General features: G+C 65.1%; 16 protein-coding genes, 2 tRNA genes and 1 pseudogene. 8 read left to right on the top strand and 11 right to left on the bottom strand.

The genetic code is table 11. From position 1 onward, the window contains the following. Window positions 1-85: 85 nt before the first annotated feature. The 5 genes from lon to ACZ42P_RS04420 all read left to right on the top strand — a co-directional run bounded on the left by lon (window position 86) and on the right by ACZ42P_RS04420 (window position 5,370). Entirely contained in the window at window positions 86-2,503 is a 2,418-nt protein-coding gene (gene lon, locus ACZ42P_RS04440; protein WP_464898883.1) for an endopeptidase La, read from the top strand. A gap of 216 nt (window positions 2,504-2,719) precedes the next feature. Further along, entirely contained in the window at window positions 2,720-3,010 is a 291-nt protein-coding gene (locus ACZ42P_RS04435; protein WP_464899365.1) for an HU family DNA-binding protein, read from the top strand. 70 nt (window positions 3,011-3,080) lie between these two features. Beyond that, window positions 3,081-3,156: transfer RNA gene (locus tag ACZ42P_RS04430), tRNA-Val, on the top strand. Window positions 3,157-3,191: 35 nt separating this feature from the next. Continuing rightward, a tRNA-Asp gene (locus tag ACZ42P_RS04425) sits at window positions 3,192-3,268 on the top strand. Window positions 3,269-3,471: 203 nt separating this feature from the next. Beyond that, window positions 3,472-5,370, top strand: coding sequence for a SurA N-terminal domain-containing protein (locus ACZ42P_RS04420; RefSeq protein ID WP_464898882.1), 1,899 nt, complete (start codon window positions 3,472-3,474; stop codon window positions 5,368-5,370). Between the two features lie 62 nt (window positions 5,371-5,432). Here ACZ42P_RS04420 and ACZ42P_RS04415 read toward each other — a convergent pair whose 3' ends face one another. The 11 genes and pseudogenes from ACZ42P_RS04415 to fabI all read right to left on the bottom strand — a co-directional run bounded on the left by ACZ42P_RS04415 (window position 5,433) and on the right by fabI (window position 18,531). Next, complete coding sequence (locus ACZ42P_RS04415) at window positions 5,433-6,515, bottom strand: protein-glutamate methylesterase/protein-glutamine glutaminase (RefSeq protein WP_464899364.1); 1,083 nt, start codon at window positions 6,513-6,515, stop codon at window positions 5,433-5,435. Continuing rightward, window positions 6,512-7,126 carry a chemoreceptor glutamine deamidase CheD gene (gene cheD / locus ACZ42P_RS04410; protein WP_464898881.1) on the bottom strand — a complete coding sequence of 205 codons (615 nt, stop codon included), beginning with the start codon at window positions 7,124-7,126 and terminating at the stop codon, window positions 6,512-6,514. The genes ACZ42P_RS04415 and cheD overlap by 4 nt, the downstream gene beginning before the upstream one ends. A 13-nt stretch (window positions 7,127-7,139) precedes the next feature. Then, window positions 7,140-8,069: a CheR family methyltransferase gene (locus tag ACZ42P_RS04405; RefSeq protein WP_464898880.1), complete on the bottom strand. Its 930-nt coding sequence runs from the start codon at window positions 8,067-8,069 to the stop codon at window positions 7,140-7,142. Then, window positions 8,059-8,550, bottom strand: a complete 492-nt coding sequence (locus ACZ42P_RS04400; protein WP_464898879.1) for a chemotaxis protein CheW — start codon at window positions 8,548-8,550, stop codon at window positions 8,059-8,061. The genes ACZ42P_RS04405 and ACZ42P_RS04400 overlap by 11 nt, the downstream gene beginning before the upstream one ends. A 21-nt stretch (window positions 8,551-8,571) precedes the next feature. Continuing rightward, on the bottom strand, window positions 8,572-10,680 hold the full coding sequence (cheA, locus tag ACZ42P_RS04395) for a chemotaxis protein CheA (RefSeq protein ID WP_464898878.1): 2,109 nt from the start codon (window positions 10,678-10,680) through the stop codon (window positions 8,572-8,574). Between the two features lie 25 nt (window positions 10,681-10,705). Continuing rightward, window positions 10,706-11,071 (bottom strand): response regulator, encoded by a 366-nt coding sequence (locus ACZ42P_RS04390; protein ID WP_464898877.1) that lies wholly within the window; start codon window positions 11,069-11,071, stop codon window positions 10,706-10,708. Between the two features lie 368 nt (window positions 11,072-11,439). Then, window positions 11,440-11,751, bottom strand: a pseudogene (locus ACZ42P_RS04385) (methyl-accepting chemotaxis protein); the annotation flags it as partial. Between the two features lie 723 nt (window positions 11,752-12,474). Continuing rightward, complete coding sequence (locus tag ACZ42P_RS04380) at window positions 12,475-15,321, bottom strand: methyl-accepting chemotaxis protein (protein WP_464898876.1); 2,847 nt, start codon at window positions 15,319-15,321, stop codon at window positions 12,475-12,477. Between the two features lie 288 nt (window positions 15,322-15,609). Next, window positions 15,610-17,349 (bottom strand): SpoIIE family protein phosphatase, encoded by a 1,740-nt coding sequence (locus tag ACZ42P_RS04375; RefSeq protein ID WP_464898875.1) that lies wholly within the window; start codon window positions 17,347-17,349, stop codon window positions 15,610-15,612. 11 nt (window positions 17,350-17,360) lie between these two features. After that, entirely contained in the window at window positions 17,361-17,669 is a 309-nt protein-coding gene (locus tag ACZ42P_RS04370) for an STAS domain-containing protein (protein ID WP_464898874.1), read from the bottom strand. Window positions 17,670-17,751: 82 nt separating this feature from the next. Further along, the gene (gene fabI, locus ACZ42P_RS04365) at window positions 17,752-18,531 is read right to left on the bottom strand and encodes an enoyl-ACP reductase FabI (protein ID WP_464898873.1); all 780 of its coding nucleotides are present in this window, start codon (window positions 18,529-18,531) and stop codon (window positions 17,752-17,754) included. 120 nt (window positions 18,532-18,651) lie between these two features. On the opposite strand from fabI, the gene ACZ42P_RS04360 reads away from it, so the two are divergent. From ACZ42P_RS04360 to ACZ42P_RS04350, 3 genes are read left to right on the top strand one after another with little or no spacing between them, the layout of a single operon-like run. Next, window positions 18,652-20,811: an ABC transporter substrate-binding protein gene (locus tag ACZ42P_RS04360; protein ID WP_464898872.1), complete on the top strand. Its 2,160-nt coding sequence runs from the start codon at window positions 18,652-18,654 to the stop codon at window positions 20,809-20,811. Between the two features lie 3 nt (window positions 20,812-20,814). Further along, window positions 20,815-21,792 carry an ABC transporter permease gene (locus ACZ42P_RS04355; protein ID WP_464898871.1) on the top strand — a complete coding sequence of 326 codons (978 nt, stop codon included), beginning with the start codon at window positions 20,815-20,817 and terminating at the stop codon, window positions 21,790-21,792. Next, window positions 21,792-23,195 (top strand): ABC transporter permease, encoded by a 1,404-nt coding sequence (locus ACZ42P_RS04350; RefSeq protein ID WP_464899363.1) that lies wholly within the window; start codon window positions 21,792-21,794, stop codon window positions 23,193-23,195. The genes ACZ42P_RS04355 and ACZ42P_RS04350 overlap by 1 nt, the downstream gene beginning before the upstream one ends. Window positions 23,196-23,296: the final 101 nt, after the last annotated feature.

Below are 23,296 nucleotides of genomic sequence, written 5' to 3'. Positions count from 1 at the left end.
GCTTGCCCCGGGCCGGGAGCCCCTTGAATTCCCCTCCCATGCCCCCATCCCCGGGCCGTAACACTTACTTATAGGTACACCAGACATGAGCACGCAACCCGAAACGCTCGCCGAACACGTGACCCTCCCCCTGCTGCCGCTGCGTGACGTGGTGGTCTATCCCCATATCGTCATTCCGCTGTTCGTGGGCCGTCCGAAATCCATCAAGGCCTTGGAGGCCGCCATGGAAGCGGGCAAGCACATCCTGCTGGTGGCGCAGAAATCGGCCTCCAAGGACGAACCGACCACCGACGACCTCTACCGCGTGGGCAGCGTGGCGAGCATCCTGCAGATGCTCAAGCTGCCGGACGGCACGGTGAAGGTGCTGGTGGAGGGCAACCACCGCGCCGAGATCACCCAGTTCCTCGACGAGAAGACCCATTTCGCCGCCGAGGCGGTGATCCGCCGGATCGAGGCTCCCAGCGACCACGAGACGCTGGCGCTCATGCGCAGCGTGTTCTCGGAGTTCGATCAGTACGTCAAGCTCAACAAGAAGATTCCGCCCGAGATCCTCACCTCCCTGGCGAGCATCGACGATGCCGGTCGCCTGGCGGACACCATCGCCGCGCATCTGCCCATCAAGCTCGAGCAGAAGCAGCAGATCCTCGAGATGATGGACGTGCGCGCCCGGCTGGAGCACCTGTTCAGCCTGCTCTCCACCGAGATCGACATCCTGCAGGTGGAAAAGCGCATCCGTGGCCGCGTCAAGCGCCAGATGGAGAAGAGCCAGCGCGAGTACTATCTGAACGAACAGGTGAAGGCGATCCAGAAGGAGCTGGGGGAGCTGGAGGAAGGTGCCGACCTAGACGAGCTGGAAAAGCGCATCAAGGCGGCGCGCATGCCCAAGGAAGCCCACAACAAGGCGATGGCCGAGCTCAAGAAGCTGCGCCTGATGTCGCCCATGTCGGCGGAAGCCACCGTGGTGCGCAACTACATTGAGACCCTGGTGAGCCTGCCCTGGCGCAAGAAGACCAAGATCAGCAACGATCTGCGCAAGGCCGAGGAAATCCTCGACCAGGATCACTATGGCCTGGAGCGGGTCAAGGAGCGCATCATCGAGTATCTGGCGGTGCAGCAGCGGGTGGACAAGCTGAAGGCGCCCATCCTGTGCCTGGTGGGCCCGCCCGGCGTGGGCAAGACTTCCCTCGGCCAGTCCATTGCCAAGGCCACCAACCGCAAGTTCGTGCGCATGGCCCTCGGCGGCGTGCGTGACGAGGCGGAGATCCGGGGACACCGGCGCACCTACATCGGGGCCATGCCGGGCAAGATCCTGCAGAGCATGGCCAAGGTGGGCGTGCGCAACCCGCTGTTCCTGCTCGACGAAGTGGACAAGATGGGCATGGATTTCCGCGGTGACCCCTCGTCGGCGCTGCTGGAAGTGCTGGATCCGGAGCAGAACCACACCTTCGTGGACCACTACGTTGAGGTGGAATACGACCTCTCGGACGTGATGTTCGTGGCGACGGCCAACTCCCTCAACATTCCGCCGCCGCTTCTGGACCGGATGGAAGTGATCCGCCTGGCCGGCTACACGGAAGACGAGAAGATCAACATCGCCACCCGCTACCTCCTGCCCAAGCAAATGAAGACGCATGGGCTCAAGCCGGAGGAGATCAATGTCACGGAAAGCGCCATCCGCGACATCATCCGCTACTACACGCGGGAAGCGGGCGTGCGCAATCTGGACCGGGAGATCGCCAAGATCTGCCGCAAGGTGGTGAAGACCCTGCTCACGGCGAAGAAGAAGTCCCGCATCACGGTCAGCTCCCGCAACCTGGAGCATTATCTTGGTGTGCGCCGCTTCACCTACGGCATGGCGGAGAAGACCAACCAAGTGGGCCAGGTCACCGGGCTGGCCTGGACCGAAGTGGGCGGCGAACTGCTCACCATCGAGGCGGTGCGTCTGCCCGGCAAGGGTAAGACCATCACCACCGGCAAGCTGGGCGAGGTGATGCAGGAGTCCATCCAGGCGGCCCTGTCCGTGGTGCGCAGCCGCGCCGCGGCGCTCGGGATTCCGGTGGACTTCTACCAAAACAACGACATCCACATCCACCTTCCCGAAGGCGCCACGCCCAAGGACGGGCCGAGTGCCGGCATCGCCATCTGCACCGCGCTGGTGTCGGTGCTCACGGGCATCCCGGTGCGTGCCGATGTGGCCATGACCGGCGAGATCACCCTGCGCGGCGAGGTGCTGCCCATCGGCGGCCTCAAGGAAAAACTCCTGGCGGCGCACCGGGGCGGCATCAAGACAGTGCTGATTCCCCAGGAAAACGTGAAGGATCTCGTGGAGATTCCGGACAACATCAAGAACAAGCTGGACATCCAGCCCGTGCGCTGGATCGAGCAGGTGCTGGAGACGGCGCTGGAACGCAAGCCGACGCCGCTGCCCGAGGTGAGTGCGCCGGCGGTGCAGGTCGCCCAGGCGGAAGCCAAGGTCGAGGCGGAGGCGGTGATCAAGCACTGAGTCCCGGTACGCAGCGTAACCCTGAAGGCGGGCGCCTCGTGCGCCCGTTTTCATGTTCGCTGAATGCCTTGCCGCAGCTTGTTGATGCCGTTTCTGACCTGCGTGGATGATGTCGCCCACGCCTGGCGTGTGCCCGGGCGAATTGCTTGACACCCCTTTTTACGCGCTGCTATAAAGCGCTTTGCAGTCACCGTCACGCCTGCCACATCATTCCAAATCGAAAGGGGACTTCACGTGAACAAATCCGAACTGATCGAGGCGATCGCGAAGAACGCCGATCTTTCCAAGGCCGCCGCCGGCCGCGCCCTGGACGCGGTGCTGGCCGCCGTTCAGCAGACGCTCAAGAAGGGCAACAGCGTCACCCTGGTGGGTTTTGGCACCTTCTACGTGGGCAAGCGTGCCGCCCGCAGCGGTCGCAATCCCCGCACCGGCGCCACCATCAAGATCAAGGCTGCCAAGGTGCCGAAATTCCGCGCTGGCAAAGCGCTGAAAGATGCGATAAACTAAGGGGCTTTGGCGCAGCCCGGCTAGAAAGGGCTGCGGCAAACCGGGTTCCGGCGGCGCTGGAGCCGGGGTCGGGTGCTTAGCTCAGCTGGTAGAGCGTCGCCCTTACAAGGCGAATGTCGGCGGTTCGATCCCGTCAGCACCCACCAGCGCACCAGGGCGCCGTCGCGGTGCAACCGTTTCAGGAGTGGTAGTTCAGTCGGTTAGAATACCGGCCTGTCACGCCGGGGGTCGCGGGTTCGAGTCCCGTCCACTCCGCCAAACTAAGGGCGAGCCAGTCTCGCCCTTTTCCTTATCCCGGATTGTCCATTGAGCCGGCGTGTGCGGGTGGTCCGCATCCAGTCACGGCACCTGCACCTGGCCATGGCGGGTCCGTCTGTCTGCCTGTCTGCGCGCGATACCCGCGTCCTGGCGGTTGATCCGGGATTGTTGGGGCGCGTTGCGCGCCTCTCGGGATGGGAGCCATGCTGTCCGATACCATTCACGAGCGCATGAAGGGCTGGTTCGCCCGCATCCTGCTCGGCCTCATCATCATCTCCTTCGCCCTGTTCGGCGTGGACGCCTATTTCCGCGGCACCGGTGGCGCCCAGTGGGTGGCCGAGGTGGATGGTCAGAAAATTTCCGCGCTCGAATTCGATGAGCTGCTCAAGCGGGAACAGGCGCGCCTGCGCGACATGGGCGAACGCGATCCCGCGCGCCTGGAATCCGCCGAGCTGCGCCAGCGGGTGCTGGACGAGCTGATCCGCAGTCGCGTCCTGGTTCAGGCGGCGCTGGCCCGGGGCTATGACGTTCCCGAGGAGGCCCTGCTCGCCCAGCTTGCCAGCGAGCCGGCTTTCCAGGAAGACGGCCGCTTCTCCGAGCAGCGTCTGCAGGCTTTCCTGGCCCAACGCGGCCTGTCCCGCGCCCAGTTCCTGCAGCTTTTGCGCCAGGATGCACTCAGCAATCACATGCTGGGCGTGGCGGTGGCGTCCGCGATCGTGCCCCAGGCGGCGGCGCAGCAGCTGGCGCAGGCGCTGGCGGAAAGCCGGGAAGTGAGCCGCGCGCGCATCGAGGCGGAGGCGTTCCTCGGGCAGGTCCAGGTGGATGAAGCGGCCATCGAGACCTATTACAAGGCGCATCCGGAACTCGGCCGCACCCCCGAGCAGCTGCGTGCGGCCTACGTGGTGTTTTCGCCGGAGGCACTGTTGTCCGGCATCGCGCTGGACGAGGCCGCGCTGCGCGATTATTTCCAGCGTCACAGCGCCGACTTTGCCGAGCCCGAAAAGCGCCGGGCGGCCCATATCCTGCTGCGGTTGCGCCCGGATGCGCCGGCACAGGAAGTCGAGGCGATGCAGAAGCAGGCCGCCGACCTTCTTGCCCAGGCGAAGGCGGCGCCCGACCGTTTCGGTGAGCTGGCCAGGCGTTATTCCCAGGATCCGGCCAGTGCCCGGGAGGGGGGCGATCTGGGAACGGTCACGCCGGGTTCCCTGTTTCCCGAGCTGGAGCGCGCCCTGTTCGGCATGAAGCCGGGCGAGGTGGCCGGGCCGATCCGCTCGCCGGCGGGCCTGCACATCCTCTGGTTGAAAGCCGTGGAACCTGCGCACGGACGCAGTTTCGAGGAGGTGCGGGAGCAGGTCGCGCAGGCGGCGCGGCGCGAGGCGGCCCTGCGCCGCTTCAACGAGGAAGCGGAAAAATTCGGCGACCTGGTGTATGCCCAATTCGGCTCGCTGGAGCCCGCCGCCAGCCAGTACGGGCTCAAGATCCAGACCACGGACTGGATCACCCGCGACGGCAGGGTCCCGCCGCCCTTCGACAACGAGCGTCTGCGGGCGGCGCTGTTCAGTGCAGAGGCCATCAAGGAAAAGCGCAACACGGAAGCCATCGAGGTGGCGCCCAATACCCTGGTGGCGGCTCGCGTGCTGGAGTACAAACCCGCGGGGCAGCGTCCCCTGGCCGAGGTGCGCGCGGAGATCGGCCGTATACTCGCCCGGGAGCAGGCGGTCAAGCGCGCCCAGGAGCAGGGTCAGGCCCTGCTGGAGCGTCTGCGCAAGGGGGAGACGCCCGCGGGTCTCAAGTTCGATGCGCCACGCGTCGTGGACCGGCGCGCGCCGGAAGGACTAGATGCCCAGGCGGTACACACCGTGTTTGCCACCCGCGCCGATACCCTGCCGGCCTACGCAGGGCAGGCCACGGCGGACGGTTTCGTCATCTATCGCATCTCGCGCGTGTTCACAGCGGAGGATCGTGTCAGGACGGGTCTGCAGATTGCCCCCGCGCTGCAGCGCGCCGAGGCTTCCCTGCTCACCCAGGCCTTCGTTGACAGCCTGCGTCAGCAGGCCAAGGTGACCATCCGCCAAGGGGTGCTGGACAAGAGCGAACGCTGAGCGCGGCGGGGGCGGTCAAACAGGGGGCTTCAGCCCCCTTTTTTGCATGGGCCCAGGGGGGTTCAGACGCGGATGGCGCGCGGACCCTGCTGGGCCAGCCGCGCCAGCACGCGGCTGGCCATCTGCGCCAGGGGCACGATTTCGTCCACTGCGCCCAGGGCGACGGCTTCCTTGGGCATGCCATAGACCACGCAGCTGGCCTCGTCCTGGGCGAAGTTGTAGGACCCCGCGCGTTTCATTTCCAGCATACCCTGGGCACCATCCTTGCCCATCCCGGTGAGAATGACGCCGATGGCATTGGGGCCGGCGCAGTTGGCGGCCGAGCGGAACAGCACATCCACCGACGGACGGTGCCGGTTCACGGGCGGCCCCTGGGACAGCTCGCATACGTAATTGGCGCCGCTGCGCGCAACCAGCAGATGGGAGTGACCGGGCGCCACATAGGCGTGGCCGGGCAGCACCCGGTCGCCATGGGCGGCCTCCTTGACACGCACCCTGCACAGGCCGTCCAGGCGCCTGGCGAAGGAGGCGGTGAAGGCTTCCGGCATGTGCTGGGTGATGAGGATACCCGGACTGTCGGCGGGCATCTGCATCAGGAATTCCTTGATCGCCTCGGTGCCGCCGGTGGAGGCGCCCACGACGATGAGCTTCTCGGTGGAGGCGATCCGGCTGTTGACTTGAGGCAGCACGGCATCCGCCGTGTGGCGGTTTTCCACCTGCAGCGCGGCGGGACGGCGCAGCCGGGCGTGGTAGGCGGCGCGGATCTTGTCGGCAATGAGGTCGGCATACTCCTGCATGCCACTGGCGATGTCGAGTCGGGGTTTGGTGACGAAATCCACGGCACCCAGTTCCAGGGCGCGCAGGGTGACCTCGGAACTCTTTTCGGTGAGAGAGGAAATCATCACCACCGGCATGGGCCGCAGGCGCATGAGCTTTTCCAGGAAGTCCAGGCCATCCATGCGGGGCATTTCCACATCGAGGGTGAGCACATCCGGGTTGAGCTCGCGGATCATCTGCCGCGCCACGATGGGGTCGGGTGCGGCGCCGATGACCTCGATGTCCGGTTGGCGATCCAGCATTTCCTTGAGCAGGCTGCGGATCAGGGCGGAATCGTCGATTACCAGGACGCGTATGGTCATGTTCAGCTGAACAGCTCCACTTCGCCGGCCACGGGGGCCTGCACGATGCGTGTCTTGTATTCGCGCTCCCGGTCGAGCACGGTGGTGTTGTGCAGGTTGCGCAGTTTCTTCACCAGGACGCGGCCCGTTTTGGGAAAGAAATAAACCTTGCGCGGATACATGCCCAGCAGATCCCGCGCCGCCAGGGGAATCTGTTCCCGCTCCAGGTAGTGCAGCACGAAGTCGGCGTTGCGCGCCCCCACGTTGGTGGCGGTGAAGCCCCTGAGCACGTTGCCGCCCCCGAATACCTTGGCTTCCAGGTTCTGCCGGCGCGCACCGAGCTTGAGCAGGTGGTTGATGAGCACCTCCATGGCATAGGTGCCATAGCGGGTGGAAGTGCTGAGGGGGTTGTCCGGGTCGTTGTCGCTGTCCGGCAGCATGAAATGGTTCATGCCGCCGATACCCGTCACCCGGTCGCGGATGCAGGCCGAGACACAGGAACCCAGCACAGTGACGATGAGCATGTCGCGGGTGGTGACGTAATACTCCCCCGGTAGGATCTTCGCCGCCTGCATGCCGAAATTGCGGTCGAAGTAAAGGGTGGGGGCGAGGGTTTCCGCGTAAGCCGGTTCTGCCATGAGCATCTTTCCTTCAGCCCCGCCAGGCCCGCTTGCGCGCTTCGGGTGCCAGTTCATACACGGTGCGGCCGCGCAGCTTGAACAGATCCGTGGCGTGGTGGAAGCTCTCGGAATGCCCGGCGAACAGCAGTCCATCCGGCGCCAGCAGCGGCACGAATTTTTCCAGGATGCGCCGCTGGGTGGGCTTGTCGAAGTAGATCATTACGTTGCGGCAGAAGATGGCATCGAAGGGCCCGCGCATGGGCCAGCTCGCGTCCAGCAGGTTGATGCGGCGATAGGTAATCATGCTCTGCAGCTCCGGTTTCACCCGGACCAGCCCCGCCTGACTGCCCTGGCCGCGCAGGAAGTATTTGCGCACCAGGTGTTCGGGCAGCTTCTCGATGCGCTCCATGGGATAGATCCCGGCGCGGGCTTTTTCCAGCACGTTGGTATCCACATCGGAGGCCAGGATCTTCACGTGGGGCGGAATGCCGCCAAACAGTTCCGCCACGGTCATGGCGATGGAGTAGGGCTCCTCCCCGGTGGAGGCGGCGGAAGACCAGATGGCAATTTGCGGCTGACCCATGCGCGGCCGCAAGAATTCCTGCAGGATGGGGAAATGGTGTTCCTCGCGGAAGAAAGCCGTCAGGTTGGTGGTGAGGGCATTGGTGAAGGCTTCCAGCTCTTCCGGATAGCCCCGTTCCAGGTGCGCGAGATATTCACCAAAGCTGCGGTGTCCGGTGGCGCGCAGGCGGCGGGCGAGGCGGCTGTAAACCATGTCGCGCTTGATGGGCGACAGGGAGATGCCCGCCAGCTCATAGATGAGCTTGCGCACCCGCTCGAAATCCTGGTCGGTGAAGGGAAACTCGCGACCCTCGATTTCGCGGCTGGCTGCTGGCAGGTTTGCGGATGTGCCCTCCGTGCGCCCGCTTGCGCGGCGCAAAGGGAGACGCTCAGGCCGCATCCACCAGCTCCAGTGCCGGACTCAGCATGAGTCCCTCGATGTCCACGATGATGATCATGCGCTCATCCACGGTGCCCAGGCCACGAATGAAGCGCGTATCCAGCGCCGTGCCCAGCTCGGGTGCGGGACGGATCTGGTCCGGTGTGAGGTTGATGACATCGGACACACCATCCACCACGATACCCACCACACGCTTGCCCACATTGAGAATGATGACCACGGTGAACTGATTGTATTCGGCCTGACCGACGTTGAATTTGATGCGCAGGTCCACGATGGGCACGATCACGCCACGCAGATTGATCACCCCCTTGATGAAATCCGGCGTGTTGGCGATCCGGGTCACGGCATCGTAACCACGTATTTCCTGCACCTTCAGGATGTCGATGCCATACTCCTCGTTGCCCAGGGTAAAGGTGAGGCATTCGAGGCCGTTTGCCAGGGCGGGTGTCTCGGGGTTTTCCAGGACAGGGCTGTTCATGTCACGATCCTCTTTCTGGGGTCATGCGGCCAAAGCTGCCGCTGGCGTACGGGACAGGCGTACCAGCGCCGCCACGTCCAGGATCAAAGCCACGCGACCATCACCCATGATGGTCGCGGCGGAAATGCACGGCACCTTTCGGTAATTGGTTTCCAAACTCTTGATCACGACCTGGTGCTGGCCGACCAGGTCATCGACGAACAGGGCCGCCTTTTTGCCCTCGGATTCGACCACCACCAGTATTCCCTCATGGGGATGCTCGGTGCGGGGGCGGATGTTGAACACCTGGTGGAGGGCGACGACCGGCAGATATTCGCCGCGCACCGCCACCACCCGGCCGTCACCGGCCACGGTTTTCACGTCGCTGGCAGCAGGCTGCAGGGATTCGACGATGTAGCCCAGGGGAATGATGAAGATTTCGTCCTGGATCGCCACCGACATGCCATCCAGAATCGCCAGCGTGAGGGGGAGCCGGATGGTGACGGTGGTGCCCTGGCCCGGCACAGACGACAGCTCCACGCGGCCTCCCATGCCTTCGATGTTGCGCTTGACCACGTCCATGCCCACGCCACGGCCCGAAACATCCGTGACCACTTCCGCCGTGGAGAAACCGGGGGCGAAGATGAGCTGCCAGACTTCCTGGTCGCTCATGGTGTCGCTCACTGCCAGACCACGTTCCCGCGCCTTGGCCAGAATGCGTTCGCGATTGAGACCGGCACCATCGTCGATTACTTCGATCACAATGTTGCCGCCCTGGTGGGAGGCGCGCAGGGTGAGGGTTCCCTTGGCCGGCTTGCCGGCCGCCAGGCGCTTGTCCGGTGTTTCGATGCCATGGTCGAGACTGTTGCGCACCAGATGGGTGAGGGGGTCGGCGATCTTCTCGATCAGGCTCTTGTCGAGCTCGGTCCCTTCGCCGATGGTGCGCAGCTCCACCTGCTTGCCCAGTTTGCCGGCCACATCCCGGACCACCCGCGGGAAGCGGCTGAAGACGAAGCTGATGGGCAGCATGCGGATGGACATGACGGCCTCCTGCAGATCCCGGGTGTTGCGTTCCAGTTGGGCCACACTGTTGAGCAGGCTTTCGTAGAGCACGGGATCGGCGCGGGCCGCAGTCTGGGCCAGCATGGACTGGGTGATCACCAGCTCGCCCACCAGGTTGATGAGTTGGTCCACCTTTTCCACACTGACACGGATCGAGGAACTTTCCGCGGATGCCGGAGGCGTGCGGGCAGCCGCGTTCGGCGTGCCGGGCGCGGCAGGTGCGCAAGGCGCTGCCGGCGTGGGCGACGGGGCGCTGTCCGGCGTGCCCGGGGCGCCCTCGAAGAAGCCGAAGCCCTGGGCTTCCTCTGTCTGACGCCTGATTTCCTCTGCGGGGACGAACAGCCCGAAACCGTCACCCTCCTCGGCCACCGGACTGGCAGCCGGCGCACCGGGAGCGTCATCGAAAAAGCCGAAGCTGTCATCGGCTGTCCCGGTGGAGGTGTCCAGGCACGTCACCTCGACCTGCCGACGGCTTACCACGAAATCCAGCAGGTCCCACAGTGCCCCTTCGTCGAGTACCGTTTCGAGCTCCAGTGTGCAGGTGGCACCCGCATCGGGATCGGTGGGGGAGACTTTGCCATGGCGTGCCAGCTCGGTGAGCAGGGGATCCAGCTTCTTGCGCGCCACTTTGCGGAAGGAAAGGCGGTAGCGGCGGGAAGCGGTGGGCGGCATATCCGCGGGCACCCGGTTGGGGCCCGCCTCACCTTGGGCCAGCTGCTCGAGGACAGCGCAGACGTGGCGCATGGCGTCGTCGTCCGCGGGTGTGCCGTCACGGTGATGCTCGAGCAGATTGCGCAGCACATCCCCTGCCTGGAGGAAGGCGTCCACCATGTCCTCGCGCAGGGCGAGTTCGTTTTTCCGGATGCGATCCAGCAGGGTCTCCAGGATGTGGGTCACCTCGGTCATGTCGGTGAAGCCGAAGGTGCCGGCACCGCCCTTGATGGAGTGGGCCGCACGGAAGATGGCGTTGAGGGTGTCCGGGTCCGGCGCGGCCAGGTCCAGCCCCAACAGGAGCGTCTCCATGTTGGACAGGTGTTCGGCGGCTTCCTCGAAGAACACCTGATAGAACTGGCTCATGTCGATGGACATGGGGATCTCCGCTGCGTGCCCGGCTTCAGCCGATGACTTTCTTCACCACGTCCATCAGCTTCTGGGGATCGAAGGGTTTGACCAGCCAGCCGGTGGCGCCGGCCGCCTTGCCCTGGGTTTTCATGGCCTCGCCTGCCTCCGTGGTGAGCACCAGGATGGGGACCGTTTTGTACTGGGGCAGGGCACGCAGGGAGCGGATGAGCGTGAGCCCGTCCATCTGGGGCATGTTTTGGTCGGTGAGTACCAGATTGAAGGTGCGGGCCTTGGCCTTGTTGAGGCCATCCTGCCCATCCACTGCCTCGACGACTTCATAGCCCGCGCCCTTTAGGGTGAATGCCACCATCTGTCGGATGGAGGGGGAGTCATCGACTGCCAGAACTGATTTCGCCATGGGGTTTCCTTCCAGATAACGGTTGCATGGAATCAGAAGAGTTCGACGTCGCCGGCGGCCATTTCGGTCTGGCGCACCGGACTTGCGCCGGTGTCGGGCAGGGCTGTTTTCGCCCTGGCCACGACGGCCAGACAGTCCTTGAGGAACCGGTCCAGCTGCTCGAGGTCACTGGGCGCGGCGCGGGCCACGGATTCACCCAGGGCACCGAGTTCGCCCAAAATCACGCTGGAGGCCCGGACGCGCCCATCGATCCGGCTCAGAAGTTGCGTGGCCAGATCCTGGAATTGCAGGGAGGTCACCGCCTGACGCACGTCTTCCTCCACGTGGGTGGCGATGGCCGAAAGGTCGTTGGCGGTCTCGCCCATTTCCCGGTTAATGGCCTGCAGGGTTGCCAGCATGTGCTCCACCCGTTGTTTCGATGTCAGGGCGAGTTGCATGTCCTTGGAGGCCATGCCGTTGATGGCCTGTTCCGCCTCGTGCACCGAGCTGCGCATGGCTTCCATGTAGGCACGGATCTGGTCGCTGAACTGGGTGGAACGCAGGGACAGATTGCGCACCTCGTCGGCCACCACGGCAAAACCGCGCCCCGCCTCGCCCGCACGCGCCGCTTCGATGGCGGCGTTGAGGGCCAGCATGTTGGTCTGCTTGGCGATCGCTTCCAGTTCGCCCAGCACGCCGACGATGGCTGCGACCCGGCCGACGATGTCATCCATCATGCCCACCAGCTGCATGCCCACCTTGCTGGTCTCCACGGTGTTTTCGACGAAGATGGCGAGGGTGGTGGAGATCTCCCGCACGAAATCCTCGAAGTCCACGTGGCCAGCGTCGCGGCTGGCGCCCTGCTGCTGGCCAATCAGCATGAAGGCCAGTTCCTGTTGGCGGCGGGTTTGTGCCTCCAGGCCGGTGAAGCTGTCCACCAGCTTGTTGATGGCATCCGCCAGGAGGGACTTGATCTGTTCCACCTCCTGCCCAATCTCATTGAAGTGGGGTGTGTAGGTCGCGGAGAAATCGCGCATGACCTGGGCCACGTCGCGCTGCACGTCCGCCAGGGCATTGAGGGCCGCTTCACGCCCTTCGACCGCACGGCGCACGAGCCGACGGCTATGCCACAGAACGACGAAAGTGCCAGCCAGCGCTGCGGCGGCCACTGTCAGCCAGTGCCAGCCGGTCATGCCCGGCAGGCTGCCGGTGACCAGGGCGACCAGCCAGGCCACACCGGCCGCCGCACCAAGGGCAACCAGCACGGCGGCCGGGGAGATTCCCGCAGGATCCTTGCCACGGAAGGCACGAACGGCGCTTGGGGCCATGATGTTCTCGTCCTCGCTAAAGGGCTTGCCGGGTTACTGTGCCACCGGCGCCGGCCGGCCCGGGGTGAGCAGGCCTGGCAGGTGGCTTGGTCACCCTCAGAATTCGGTCCAGTCGTCTTCGTCATCCGATGCCGCGCGGCGTTTGGCCACGGCCACGCGGGGCACCGGCGCCGCGCGGGGCACCGGGGCGGGACGCGGCGGAGGAGACGGGCGGACCGCGCCGGCGGTTCGTGCCGCGGACTCCTGGACCGGCCGGGCATCGCCATCGTCGAGCTTGAACACCGCCACCGCCGCGGCCAGGTTTTGGGCCTGTTCCTCCATGGACTCGGCCGCGGCGGCGGCTTCCTCCACCAGCGCGGCATTCTGCTGGGTGACTTCGTCCATCTGGGCCACGGCCTGGTTGACCTGCTCGATGCCGCTGCTCTGCTCCAGCGAAGCCGCGGAAATCTCGCCCATGATGTCGGTGACGCGCTTGACCGACGTGACGATTTCCTCCATGGTGCGCCCCGCTTCCTCCACCAGGCGCGTGCCGCCGGCCACTTTCTCCACGGAATCGTTGATGAGGGCCTTGATCTCCTTCGCCGCCGCGGCGGAACGTTGCGCCAGATTGCGCACTTCGCCCGCCACCACCGCGAAACCACGGCCCTGCTCGCCGGCGCGGGCGGCTTCCACCGCAGCATTGAGCGCCAGGATATTGGTCTGGAAGGCAATGCCATCGATGACACTGATGATGTCCACGATCTTGCGCGAGGATTCGTCGATGGCGCTCATGGTGGAAACCACTTCGCGCACCACCTGACCACCCTTGGTGGCCACCTCCGATGCACCCTTGGCAAGCTGGTTGGCCTGACGGGCGTTCTCGGCATTCTGTTTCACCGTGGAGGTCAGCTCCTCCATGCTGGAGGCAGTCTCCTCCAGGCTGGAAGCCTGTTCCTCGGTGCGCTGGGACAGGTCGGCATTGCCCGCGGCGATTTCCTTGGCCGCGGTGTTGATGGCGTCGGTGGCCTCCTTGATCTGGCGCACGATGTCGCGCAGACGGTCCACTGTGGTGTTGGTATCGGCCTTGAGCTTGCCGAAGGTGCCAGCGTATTCGCCCGTGACTTTCTGCGTCAGATCGCCCTGGGCGAGCGCGCCCAGTACCTGGGCGACTTCCGCCAGACCCTTGTCGGCGGTATCCAGCAGGCGGTTGATGCCTTCACCCAGTTTGCGGAAGAACCCGGACTTGTCGGCAAGATCCATGCGGCGGGTGAAGTCGCCATTGGCCGCGGCCTCGACGATGGCGGCGACCTCCTCCTCGGTCGCCACCTCGGCGGTGCGGTCGGTCCATTCCACCACCGCCCCAAGACGCTCGCCCCTTTCGTTGATGATGGGGCTCGCGGCCAGTGCGAAGGTGCGGCCCCCAAGCTTGATCTGGGCACGGTGGGTGGAAGTGAAGGTGGCCAGCAGCTGTTTTTGGTGTTCCGGATTCTTGTGGAAGCTGTCGATGGAAGCACCCATCAGCTTCTTCACGTCGAAGTGGGGAATTTCCTTGCGGATGTCGTCCTGGGCGGCGGTGAGCATGGGCACGATGGCCTTGTTCATGTAGATGATGTTGCGGTTGTTGTCCGCGATCATCACATTGGTGCTGACATTGTCCAGGGCGTTGCGGATGCGCAGGTTCTCGTTCGAGACACGGATGGTCTCGGCCACGTCGAAGCCCATCTTGATCTGCATGGACTTCAGCCCCTCCAGCACCTGACCGATTTCGTCCCGGCGTTCCACGTCGATGGCATTGTTGTAATTGCCCTGGGCGATCTGCTGGAACACCGACGATGCCACGGCCAGTGGTCGGGTGATGGCACGCAGCAGGGCAAGGCCCATCCACAGGGCCAGGCCGATGCCCACGACGATGAGGCCGATCGCGAGGTTGCGGTTGAACTGATAACGGCCCTGGGCCGATTGGTAAGCCTGGCGCGCTTCATTGAGCAGCACCTGGGTCAGATTGCGTACGCCCTCGCCCACGGGGGCATAGAGTGCCGGAAGCTTGCCTTCCGAAAGGGCCTTGGCCTCCGCCGTCTTGCCTGCCCGCAGGGCCGCCATCGCGGGCTTGAGTCCCTCTGCCACGAAGCGCGCGCGATCCGCGGCGAATTGCTCGGCGAGCCGCTTCTCCTCGGGCGTGAGCTGGGTCGCCATGAAGGCTTCCCATAGCTTGTTGATTTCGGCAATGTTGCGTTCCACCTGGTCGGCGTGCCTGCCGGCGCTGGCGGGGTCCAACACGGCCGCGTCGATCTCCAGACGGTTCTGCAGGATCAGGCGGTCGATGCTCGCCAGCTGCCCCACCGGGACCGTGCGGTCTTCATAGACGGTTTTGAGACTGTCGGAGGAGCGCGCCAGTCCGAGCAGGCCCATGCCTCCTACCGCCAGCAGCAGCACCGCGACGAGACCCAGCATGGTGAGCATGCGGGCCTTCAGGGTGGCGTGGCGGAAGGGGTTCAGTTTTTCCCGCCAGCCACCTTTCACCACCTTGCCGTCGCGAATCACCAGGTTGCCCTGCTTGCCTTCCTTGAACAGGCGATAGAGCCGCTCCACCTCGGCGATTTCGGCGCGGGACGGGGCCGTGCGCACCGACATGTAACCGGTGATCTGGCCGTTCTCCCGGATGGGGGTGGCGTTCGCCAGTACCCAGTAGTAATCGCCGTTTTTGCAGCGGTTTTTCACGTAGCCGGTCCAGGGACGGCCTGCCTTGAGGCTGCTCCACAGGTCAGCAAAGGCCTCTTCCGGCATGTCGGGATGACGCACGATATTGTGGGGTTGCCCGAGCAGTTCCCTTTCTGTGAAACCGCTGATGCGGATGAAGTCTTCATTGACATAGGTGATGATCCCCTTGAGATCCGTCTTCGAGACGATCATGTCCCCGGGTCTCAGCTGGACCTCGACATTGGTGACCGGCATGTTCACGCGCATGGTGTTCTCCCTTGCGTCAAGCGGTGGGGCCCGCGTGGGGCCGTTCGTTGCAAGCCTCCGGCCGACCGTGCTTCACCCCGGCAGAAGGCCCTTCCTGCTTTCGCCGGGCGTCCCGGCCATCCTGCGTATGGCCAGTGCACCGGCGGGGGGGTAGGCGATCTTTTTGTCCCTGCTCCGCCTATAACGGCGGGCCACGTCCGGACTTTAGGCCGGCTTTCTGTGAAGATTCGTGGACAGGCAGGGGGGCTGACGTGCCGGGGCGGGGCTGGGCCCATTGCGGCATGGGTTTCAGGGGCAGGACGAACACGACAGACGCGCCACGACCCGGTTGCCCCGCCCCTCATAGCGCAGCTCGGTGGTGAGCTGGCGCACTAGGGCGATCCCCCGGCCCGACGGCAGGGTGTCCGAACCCTGCAGGCGATCCAGGTAATCCGCGTAGGGAAAGCCGGGCCCGCTGTCGGTGACGGTGATGGTCAGTCCCGGTGTGTCTGCGCCGCCGGCGCATTCCACGGCGATTTCGATCCACCCTTCGGTCAGACACGCCAGGGCTTCGGTGCGGGCCTCCATGTAGCGCTCAAAGCCGTCCGGCGTGTGCTTGAGACCGGAATCAAGGCCCAGCAGGCCATGCTCGATGGCGTTGCTGACGAGTTCCGCCAACACCGTGAACACGAGCCCCCGCATCTGCTGCAGCGGCTGCAGCTGCTCGATCCAGTTCATGACCAGGGGCACCACGTCCAGGGTTCGGAGCTGCCGGGCATCGAGGCGCAGCGTGCTGCGCCAGCCGGTGGCCGGGGTTCCGGCGGACGGCTGTTTGCCTGCCACCGGCAGGGGCGGCGGCGACCCGGGCGCAGGACAGTCCAGAATGGCGAGGGTGATGTCATCGTGGGGCGAAGCAGCGCCAAGATGTGCCAGAACCGCGGCGCGCACGGCATCCAACCGTGCGGCCGGGGGGTTGCGGCCCAGCGCGGCCTCCAGCCGGGCCGCCCCAAAGGGGTCGCCGGTCCTGTCTTCCGCCTCGTTCAGACCGTCGGTGTGGATGATCAGCTGCCCCGGGCCCGGCCAGGCAAAAAGTTCGGGCAAAAGCTGCAGCTGCTCCACGCTGAGCATGCCCAGCGGCGGATGCCGGGACGGAAACCTGCGCAGCACTTCGCCGGCATCGTCCAGGAACAAGGCCTCAGGCAGGCCGCCGTTCCAGACCTGGAGGCTGTTTTCCGACTCGTCGGCCACGACGATCAGGGCGGCGACGAAGCGGTCCCGCGGAAGGAGACCGCGGGCTTTGGCATTGAGCTCGCTGACCAGGGAGGCGACGGAAAAGCCTTTTTCTGCAAGCCGGTAGAACGCCTCCACCAGGGGCAGCACACTGATGGCCGCCGCCAGGCCATGGCCGGCGGCGTCGGCCACCATGAGGTAGCGTTTGCCCGCAGGACCGCGCCTGCCGGCCACGATATCGCCACTGAGCTCGGCGGCTGCCTCGGCCCAGTACGCAAGTCCCAGTTCTTCCCGGGGCGCCATCCGGCCCGCCATGTGAGTCAGCAGATGGCGGGCGAATTCCTGGTCGCTGCGACTGCGCTCCAGGCTTGCCTCCAGCTGGGCCGCGTATTGCGCGATACGGGCCTGCATGGCGGCGATGCGCTGCATGGCCCTGAGTTTCTCCGCAAGCACCGCCAGGTTGACCGGCTTGGAGATGTAGTCGTCGGCGCCGGCGCTGAGGCTGCGTGCCTGGTTTTCCGTGCTGGAATAAGCGCTGACGAAGATGATGGGAATCCAGCGGTCGGGAAACAGCCGCCGGATTTCCTGCGTGGCCTGGAAGCCATCCATGTCCGGCATGGCGGCGTCCATGAGAATGATGTCCGGCGCGCGCCTTCTGCAGGCTTCCACGGCTTCGCGGCCGTTGGCGGCGGTGACGCAGGCATAGCCTTCCCGTTTCAGGAAGGTGGTCAGCAGCAGCCGGTTTTCCGGTTTGTCATCGGCGACGAGCACGAGCGCCGGGGCACCAGCCGGCGTGCCCGCCGGGAGTACAGCTTCCATGGTGGCGCCAGTCAGGAAATTTGAAACAGCCGCCCGAAATTGGCCACGTCCAGGACCTGGCGCACCGGGCCCTGGGCATGTTCCAGATCCACCCGGACGTTCTGGTTCAGGGCCTTTTCCCGCAGGAGGAGCAGCATGCCCAGGGCAGAGCTGTCGATGTAATCCACCTTGCCCAGGTCCACGCCGATTTCCCGTACGCCCGGGGTGGCGAGAACCTCCTCGTAGGCGCGCCGGAAATCCCGGTGGATGCTGAAGTCGAAACGCCCGGTCACGGCCAGCGTGGCCCGGTGCTCGGCGATGCGATGGGTGATGGTGGTCACGTCTGTCTCCCGCAGCAGTCAATGCGATGGCCGCATTAGCGGCCGCCTGCGGGAAATCTTGAGGCAGAGTGGCGTGCCGGGCTCAGCCGGCGCCCACGGTGGTGTTGAAGCCGGCGTCCACGTAGGTGATTTCCCCCGTGATGCCGGAGGCGAGGTCGCTCAGCAGGAAGGCGGCGGTGTTGCCCACTTCCTCGATGGTCACGTTGCGACGCAGCGGGGCATTGCGCTCCACGTGCTCCAGGATCTTGTGGAAGTCGGTGATGCCGGAGGCGGCCAGGGTCTTGATGGGGCCCGCGGAGATGGCGTTGACCCGGATACCCCGGGGCCCCAGGCTCTGGGCCAGGTAATAGACGCTGGACTCCAGGCTGGCCTTGGCCAGACCCATCACGTTGTAATTGGCCACGGAACGTATTGCGCCCAGGTAGGAGAGGGTGAGCAGGGCGCCGGGGCGGCCTTCCATCAGGGGCAGGGCCGCCTTGGCCAGGGCGGTGAAGCTGTAGGAGCTGATGTCGTGGGCGATGCGGAAGTATTCCCGGTTGACGGAGCTGAGATAGTCCCCCGCCAGCGCCGCCTTGGGCACGAAGGCGATGGAATGCACCACCCCATCCAGCCCATCCCAGTGCCGGCCCAGCTGGGCGAAGGCCTGGTCGATCTGCTCGTCCGAGGCCACATCCAGCTCGAACACCAGGCCGGAGCCGAATTCCTGGGCGAGCCCGAGCACGCGCTCGCGCGTGCGCTCGCCCTGGTAGGTGAAGGCGAGTTCCGCCCCCTCGCGCTGACACGCCTTGGCGATGCCGTAGGCGATGGAACGGTTGGAGAGCATGCCGGTGACGAGGATGCGCTTGCCTGCGAGGAAACCCATGAAACGTCCTTTTGCGAGTGGATGACGGGGAGAAGCCAGGCATTATAAAACATCGCCTGCGGGATCGTTTCCGGCGCGGTCGGCGCCGCGGCCGGGGCATTTGGGCTACACTTGCTGGCCATGAGCGTGCTGCGCCTGGCCCTGCTGGTTTCGCTGATGCTGTTGACCGCCTGCGGCGAGCCGCCCTGGAACGATCCCTATCCGGCGGCGGAGCGCGGCCAGAACATCCGCTATGCGGCGTTCTCGGAACGGCCCAAGCATCTCGATCCGGCGCGCTCCTACAGTTCCAACGAGGTGGAGTTCATCGGCCAGATCTACGAGCCGCCCCTGCAGTATCACTACCTCAAGCGGCCTTACCAGCTCATTCCCCTCACGGCCGTCGCCGTGCCCCAGCCACGCTATTACGACGCCAACGGGCGGCTCCTGCCCGCGGACGCCCCCGTGGCGGAGATTGCCTACAGCGTTTACGAGATCCGGATCCGGCCGGGCATCCACTATCAGCCCCATCCGGCCTTCGCAAAGGACCAGACGGGCCGGGCGCTCTACGACCCCATTCCCCCGGCGATCCTGGCGCGGGTGGAGAAACCGGGCGATTTCCCCGTCACGGGCACGCGCGAGCTCACAGCCGAGGATTACGTTTACCAGATCAAGCGGCTGGCGGACCCACGCCTGAATTCTCCCATCTACGGCCTGATGGGCGAATACATCGTGGGCCTGCGCGAATTCGCCGCCGAGCTGGAGCGGCGCCTGAAACAGGCGCCGGCCGGGGCCTGGCTGGATCTGCGCAGGATTCCCCTGGCGGGAGCGGAGGTGGTGGACCGCTACACCTACCGCATCCGCATCCGGGGCAAATATCCCCAGTTCACCTATTGGCTCGCCATGCCCTTTTTCGCGCCCGTGCCGTGGGAGGCGGACCGCTTCTACAGCCAGCCCGGCATGAAGGAAAAAAACCTGGTGCTGGACTGGTTCCCGGTGGGTACCGGGCCCTACATGCTGACGGTCAACGACCCCAATCGGCAGATGGTGCTGGAGCGCAATCCCCATTTCCACGGTGAGACCTATCCCACCGAGGGCGAGCCCGGCGACCGGGAGGCGGGGCTGCTGCGCGATGCGGGCAAGCCGCTGCCTTTCATCGACAAGGCCGTGTTCAGCCTGGAAAAGGAGGACATTCCCTACTGGAACAAATTTCTCCAGGGCTATTACGACAGCTCCGGCATCAGCTCCGATACCTTCGATCAGGCCATCCGCATCGGCGCCACCGGGGATGCGGCGCTGACCGACGAGCTTCGCCGCAAGGACATCCGGCTGGTGACCACGGTGATGACCACCATCGGCTACATGGGCTTCAACATGCAGGATCCAGTGGTGGGCGGGCTCACGGACCAGGCACGCAAGCTGCGCCAGGCCATTTCCATTGCGGTGGACACGGAGGAGCGCATCTCCATCTTCAACAACGGCCGCGGCATTCCGGCCATGGGCCCCATTCCTCCGGGTATCTTCGGCTACCGTGACGGCCGGGCGGGCCTCAACCCTTACGTGTACGACTGGGTGAACGGCCGGGCCCAGCGCAAGTCCATTGCGGAAGCCCGGCGCCTGCTGGCGGAGGCCGGCTATCCCAACGGACGGGATGTCCGCACCGGGCGTCCCCTGGTGCTTTATTTCGACACCGCGGCGGTGGGCGCGGATGCCAAGTCGCGCCTGGAATGGCTGGTGAAGCAGTTCCGCAAGCTGGACATCGAGCTGGTGATACGTGCCACGGACTACAACCGCTTCCAGGACAAGATGCTCAAGGGGACGGCGCAGATCTTCGAGTGGGGCTGGAATGCGGACTATCCAGATCCCGAGAATTTCCTGTTCCTGCTCTACGGCCCCAACCGCAAGGTGGGCATGAACGGCGAGAATGCGGCCAATTACGAGAACCCGGAATTCGACCGTCTGTTCGAACAGATGAAGAACATGGACAACGGGCCGGAACGTCAGGCCATCATCGACCGGATGCTGGAAATCGTGCGGCGGGATGCACCGTGGGTGTGGGGCTTCTATCCCAAGGCCTTCGGGCTCTACCATGGCTGGCTCACCAACGCCAAACCCAACCTCATGGCCAACAACGGCCTCAAGTACCTGCGCATCGACCCCGCGTTGCGCGAACGCAGACGGCGGGAATGGAATCCGCCCGTGCTGTGGCCGGTGTGGACGGGACTTGCGCTGCTCATGGCGGGGCTCGTGCCCGCCGCGGTGAGCTACTGGCGGCGGGAGCATCGTCCGCCCGGGAAGGACTAGCCCATGCTCGCCTACGTCATCCGGCGTGTGCTCTACGCCATCCCCATCCTGATCGGCGTGAACGTGCTCATCTTCGCCCTGTTCTTCGCGGTGAACACGCCGGATGACATGGCGCGCCTGCATCTGGGGGTGAAGCACGTGACGCCGGAGGCAATCGCCAAGTGGAAGGCGGAGCGGGGCTATGACAAGCCCCTGTTTTTCAATGCCCAGGCCCAGGGCCTCGCGCGCTTCACCGATACCATCTTCGCCCAGCGTGCCGTGCCCATGTTTGCCTTTCGTTTCGGCGCAGCCGACGACGGGCGTGACATCAGCCGCGAGATCCGCACCCGCATGTGGCCCAGCCTCGCCGTCGCGGTCCCGGTGTTCGTGATCGGCCTGCTCGTGAACATCACCTTCGCCCTGGTCCTGGCCTTCTTCCGCGCCACCTACGTGGATGCCGCGGGGGTGGTGCTGTGTGTGGCCATGATGTCCGTTTCCGGGCTGTTCTACATCATCGGCGGCCAGTTCCTGGTGAGCAAGCTGTGGCATCTGGTGCCCATCTCGGGCTACCAGGACGGGCTGGATGCCTTCAAGTTCGTGGTGCTGCCGGTGGCAGTGGGCGTGGTCTCCGGCATCGGCAGCGGCACGCGCTGGTACCGCACGATATTCCTGGAGGAGATGGGCAAGGACTATGTGCGCACCGCGCGCGCCAAGGGCCTGGCGGAATCGGTGGTGCTGTTCCGGCACGTGCTCAAGAACGGCATGATCCCCATCCTCACCGGTGCCGTGGTGGTGATTCCCACCCTGTTCATGGGCAGCCTGATCCTGGAGTCCTTCTTCGGTATCCCGGGACTGGGCAGTTACACCATCGACGCCATCCGGCAGCAGGACTTCGCCATCGTGCATGCCATGGTGTATCTGGGTGCCGTCCTCTACATCGTGGGCCTGCTGCTCACCGACATTTCCTACACCCTGGTCGATCCCCGCATCCGACTGTCATGATGCCTGTTGAGCCCGTCCTGCTGTGGACCGACCTGCTCATCTACCTGCTCCTGCTGGTGGTGATCCTGTATGCCTGGCAGGCGCGGCGCCGGCCGCATCTGGCCACGCCCTGGCGGCGTCTGGCGCGCCGCCCCGGCGCCATGGCGGCCGCGGTGATCCTCGCCGCGTTCGTGCTGGTGGGGCTTGTGGACTCCGTGCATTTCCGCCTGCCGTTGCCGGAGCAGTTACCGGGCGCGCCGCGCCAGTTTGCCCCGGAAACCCTGAGCCTGCTCGATCTCGCGCTCAAGCCCCTGCGCGACCAGAAGGAAAAGACCTATTCCGCCCCCTTTGCCACGCACCTCTACGCCATGGAGACGGTGGAGGGCCCCGATGGACGCATCCAGCGCCTCCATCCCAGGCTGCGCTATGGTGGGGCCCATTTGGGCGAAGATTTGCAGCGCCGCGGCGCCGACATCCTGCTGCGGGCGCTGCGCGCCACCTTGATAACGCTCAGCGTCTGGCTCGCCGTTTCCGTCCTGGTGGCATGGCGGCTGGGGCGCGCCGAGCCCCGCACCCTGACCATGGGCCTGCGCCGGCTGTTGCGGGGTGAGACCGACCTGCCCTGGCGCACCATGCTCGCCACCTTCGGTGTCCTGCTTTGGCTGGCCCTGCTGGCCGCCCACTGGGTGCCCGAGTGGCACATCTTCGGCACCGACAAGGTGGGGCAGGATGTGTTCTATCTCACCCTCAAGAGCATCCGCACGGGGCTGGTGATCGGCACCCTGACCACTCTGGTGATGCTGCCCTTCGCCCTGGCCCTGGGCATCATGGCGGGCTACTTTCGCGGCTGGGTGGACGATGTGATCCAGTATCTCTACACCACCCTCAACTCCATTCCGGGCGTGCTGCTGATCGCCGCGGCGGTCCTGGTGCTGCAGGTGCGCATGGATCAGCTGCCGGATCTCACCCTTGTTGAGCGGGCGGATCTCAGGCTTCTGTTCCTGTGCATGATCCTGGGCATCACCAGCTGGACCGGGCTGTGCCGGCTGCTGCGGGCGGAGACGCTCAAGCTGCGGGAGATGGAATTCGTGCAGGCGGCCCAGGCCTTTGGCGTGGGGCCGGCGCGCATCATGCTGCGTCATGTGCTGCCCAACGTGATGCACATCGTGCTCATCACCATCACCCTGGAATTCAGCGGACTGGTGCTGGCCGAGGCGGTGCTCGCCTATGTCGGGGTGGGTGTGGACCCCTCCATGCAAAGCTGGGGCAACATGATCAACGGCGCCCGTCTCGAGCTGGCGCGGGAACCGGTCGTGTGGTGGCTGCTGGCAGCCGCTTTTGCTTTCATGTTTGCACTGGTGCTGGCGGCCAATGTGTTCGCCGATGCCGTGCGCGATGCCTTCGACCCAAGGGTGAGTGGATGATGGAAAACAAGGTTGCCTGTGGAGGACGGGGCGCAGAACCAGCGAAAGACAGGGTTCATCATCCCGGCGCAATCAGGCTGCGGGTGGGGATCCGGCCGGGC

This window comes from Thiobacter subterraneus (assembly GCF_055379455.1).
Note: the sequence above shows the minus strand (reverse complement) of the source record. Positions and strands in the feature narration are given on the sequence as shown.

Excerpts from the sequence above, each read along its gene's own strand:
- ACZ42P_RS04380 (WP_464898876.1), bottom strand. The coding sequence starts at position 15,321 with ATGCGCGTGAACATGCCGGTCACCAATGTCGAGGTCCAGCTGAGACCC.
- cheD (WP_464898881.1), bottom strand. The coding sequence starts at position 7,126 with ATGGCAGAACCGGCTTACGCGGAAACCCTCGCCCCCACCCTTTACTTC.
- ACZ42P_RS04400 (WP_464898879.1), bottom strand. The coding sequence starts at position 8,550 with ATGAACAGCCCTGTCCTGGAAAACCCCGAGACACCCGCCCTGGCAAAC.
- ACZ42P_RS04355 (WP_464898871.1), top strand. The coding sequence starts at position 20,815 with ATGCTCGCCTACGTCATCCGGCGTGTGCTCTACGCCATCCCCATCCTG.
- ACZ42P_RS04375 (WP_464898875.1), bottom strand. The coding sequence starts at position 17,349 with ATGGAAGCTGTACTCCCGGCGGGCACGCCGGCTGGTGCCCCGGCGCTC.
- ACZ42P_RS04420 (WP_464898882.1), top strand. The coding sequence starts at position 3,472 with ATGCTGTCCGATACCATTCACGAGCGCATGAAGGGCTGGTTCGCCCGC.
- ACZ42P_RS04390 (WP_464898877.1), bottom strand. The coding sequence starts at position 11,071 with ATGGCGAAATCAGTTCTGGCAGTCGATGACTCCCCCTCCATCCGACAG.
- lon (WP_464898883.1), top strand. The coding sequence starts at position 86 with ATGAGCACGCAACCCGAAACGCTCGCCGAACACGTGACCCTCCCCCTG.
- ACZ42P_RS04405 (WP_464898880.1), bottom strand. The coding sequence starts at position 8,069 with ATGCGGCCTGAGCGTCTCCCTTTGCGCCGCGCAAGCGGGCGCACGGAG.
- ACZ42P_RS04360 (WP_464898872.1), top strand. The coding sequence starts at position 18,652 with ATGAGCGTGCTGCGCCTGGCCCTGCTGGTTTCGCTGATGCTGTTGACC.
- cheA (WP_464898878.1), bottom strand. The coding sequence starts at position 10,680 with ATGTCCATCGACATGAGCCAGTTCTATCAGGTGTTCTTCGAGGAAGCC.
- ACZ42P_RS04350 (WP_464899363.1), top strand. The coding sequence starts at position 21,792 with ATGCCTGTTGAGCCCGTCCTGCTGTGGACCGACCTGCTCATCTACCTG.
- fabI (WP_464898873.1), bottom strand. The coding sequence starts at position 18,531 with ATGGGTTTCCTCGCAGGCAAGCGCATCCTCGTCACCGGCATGCTCTCC.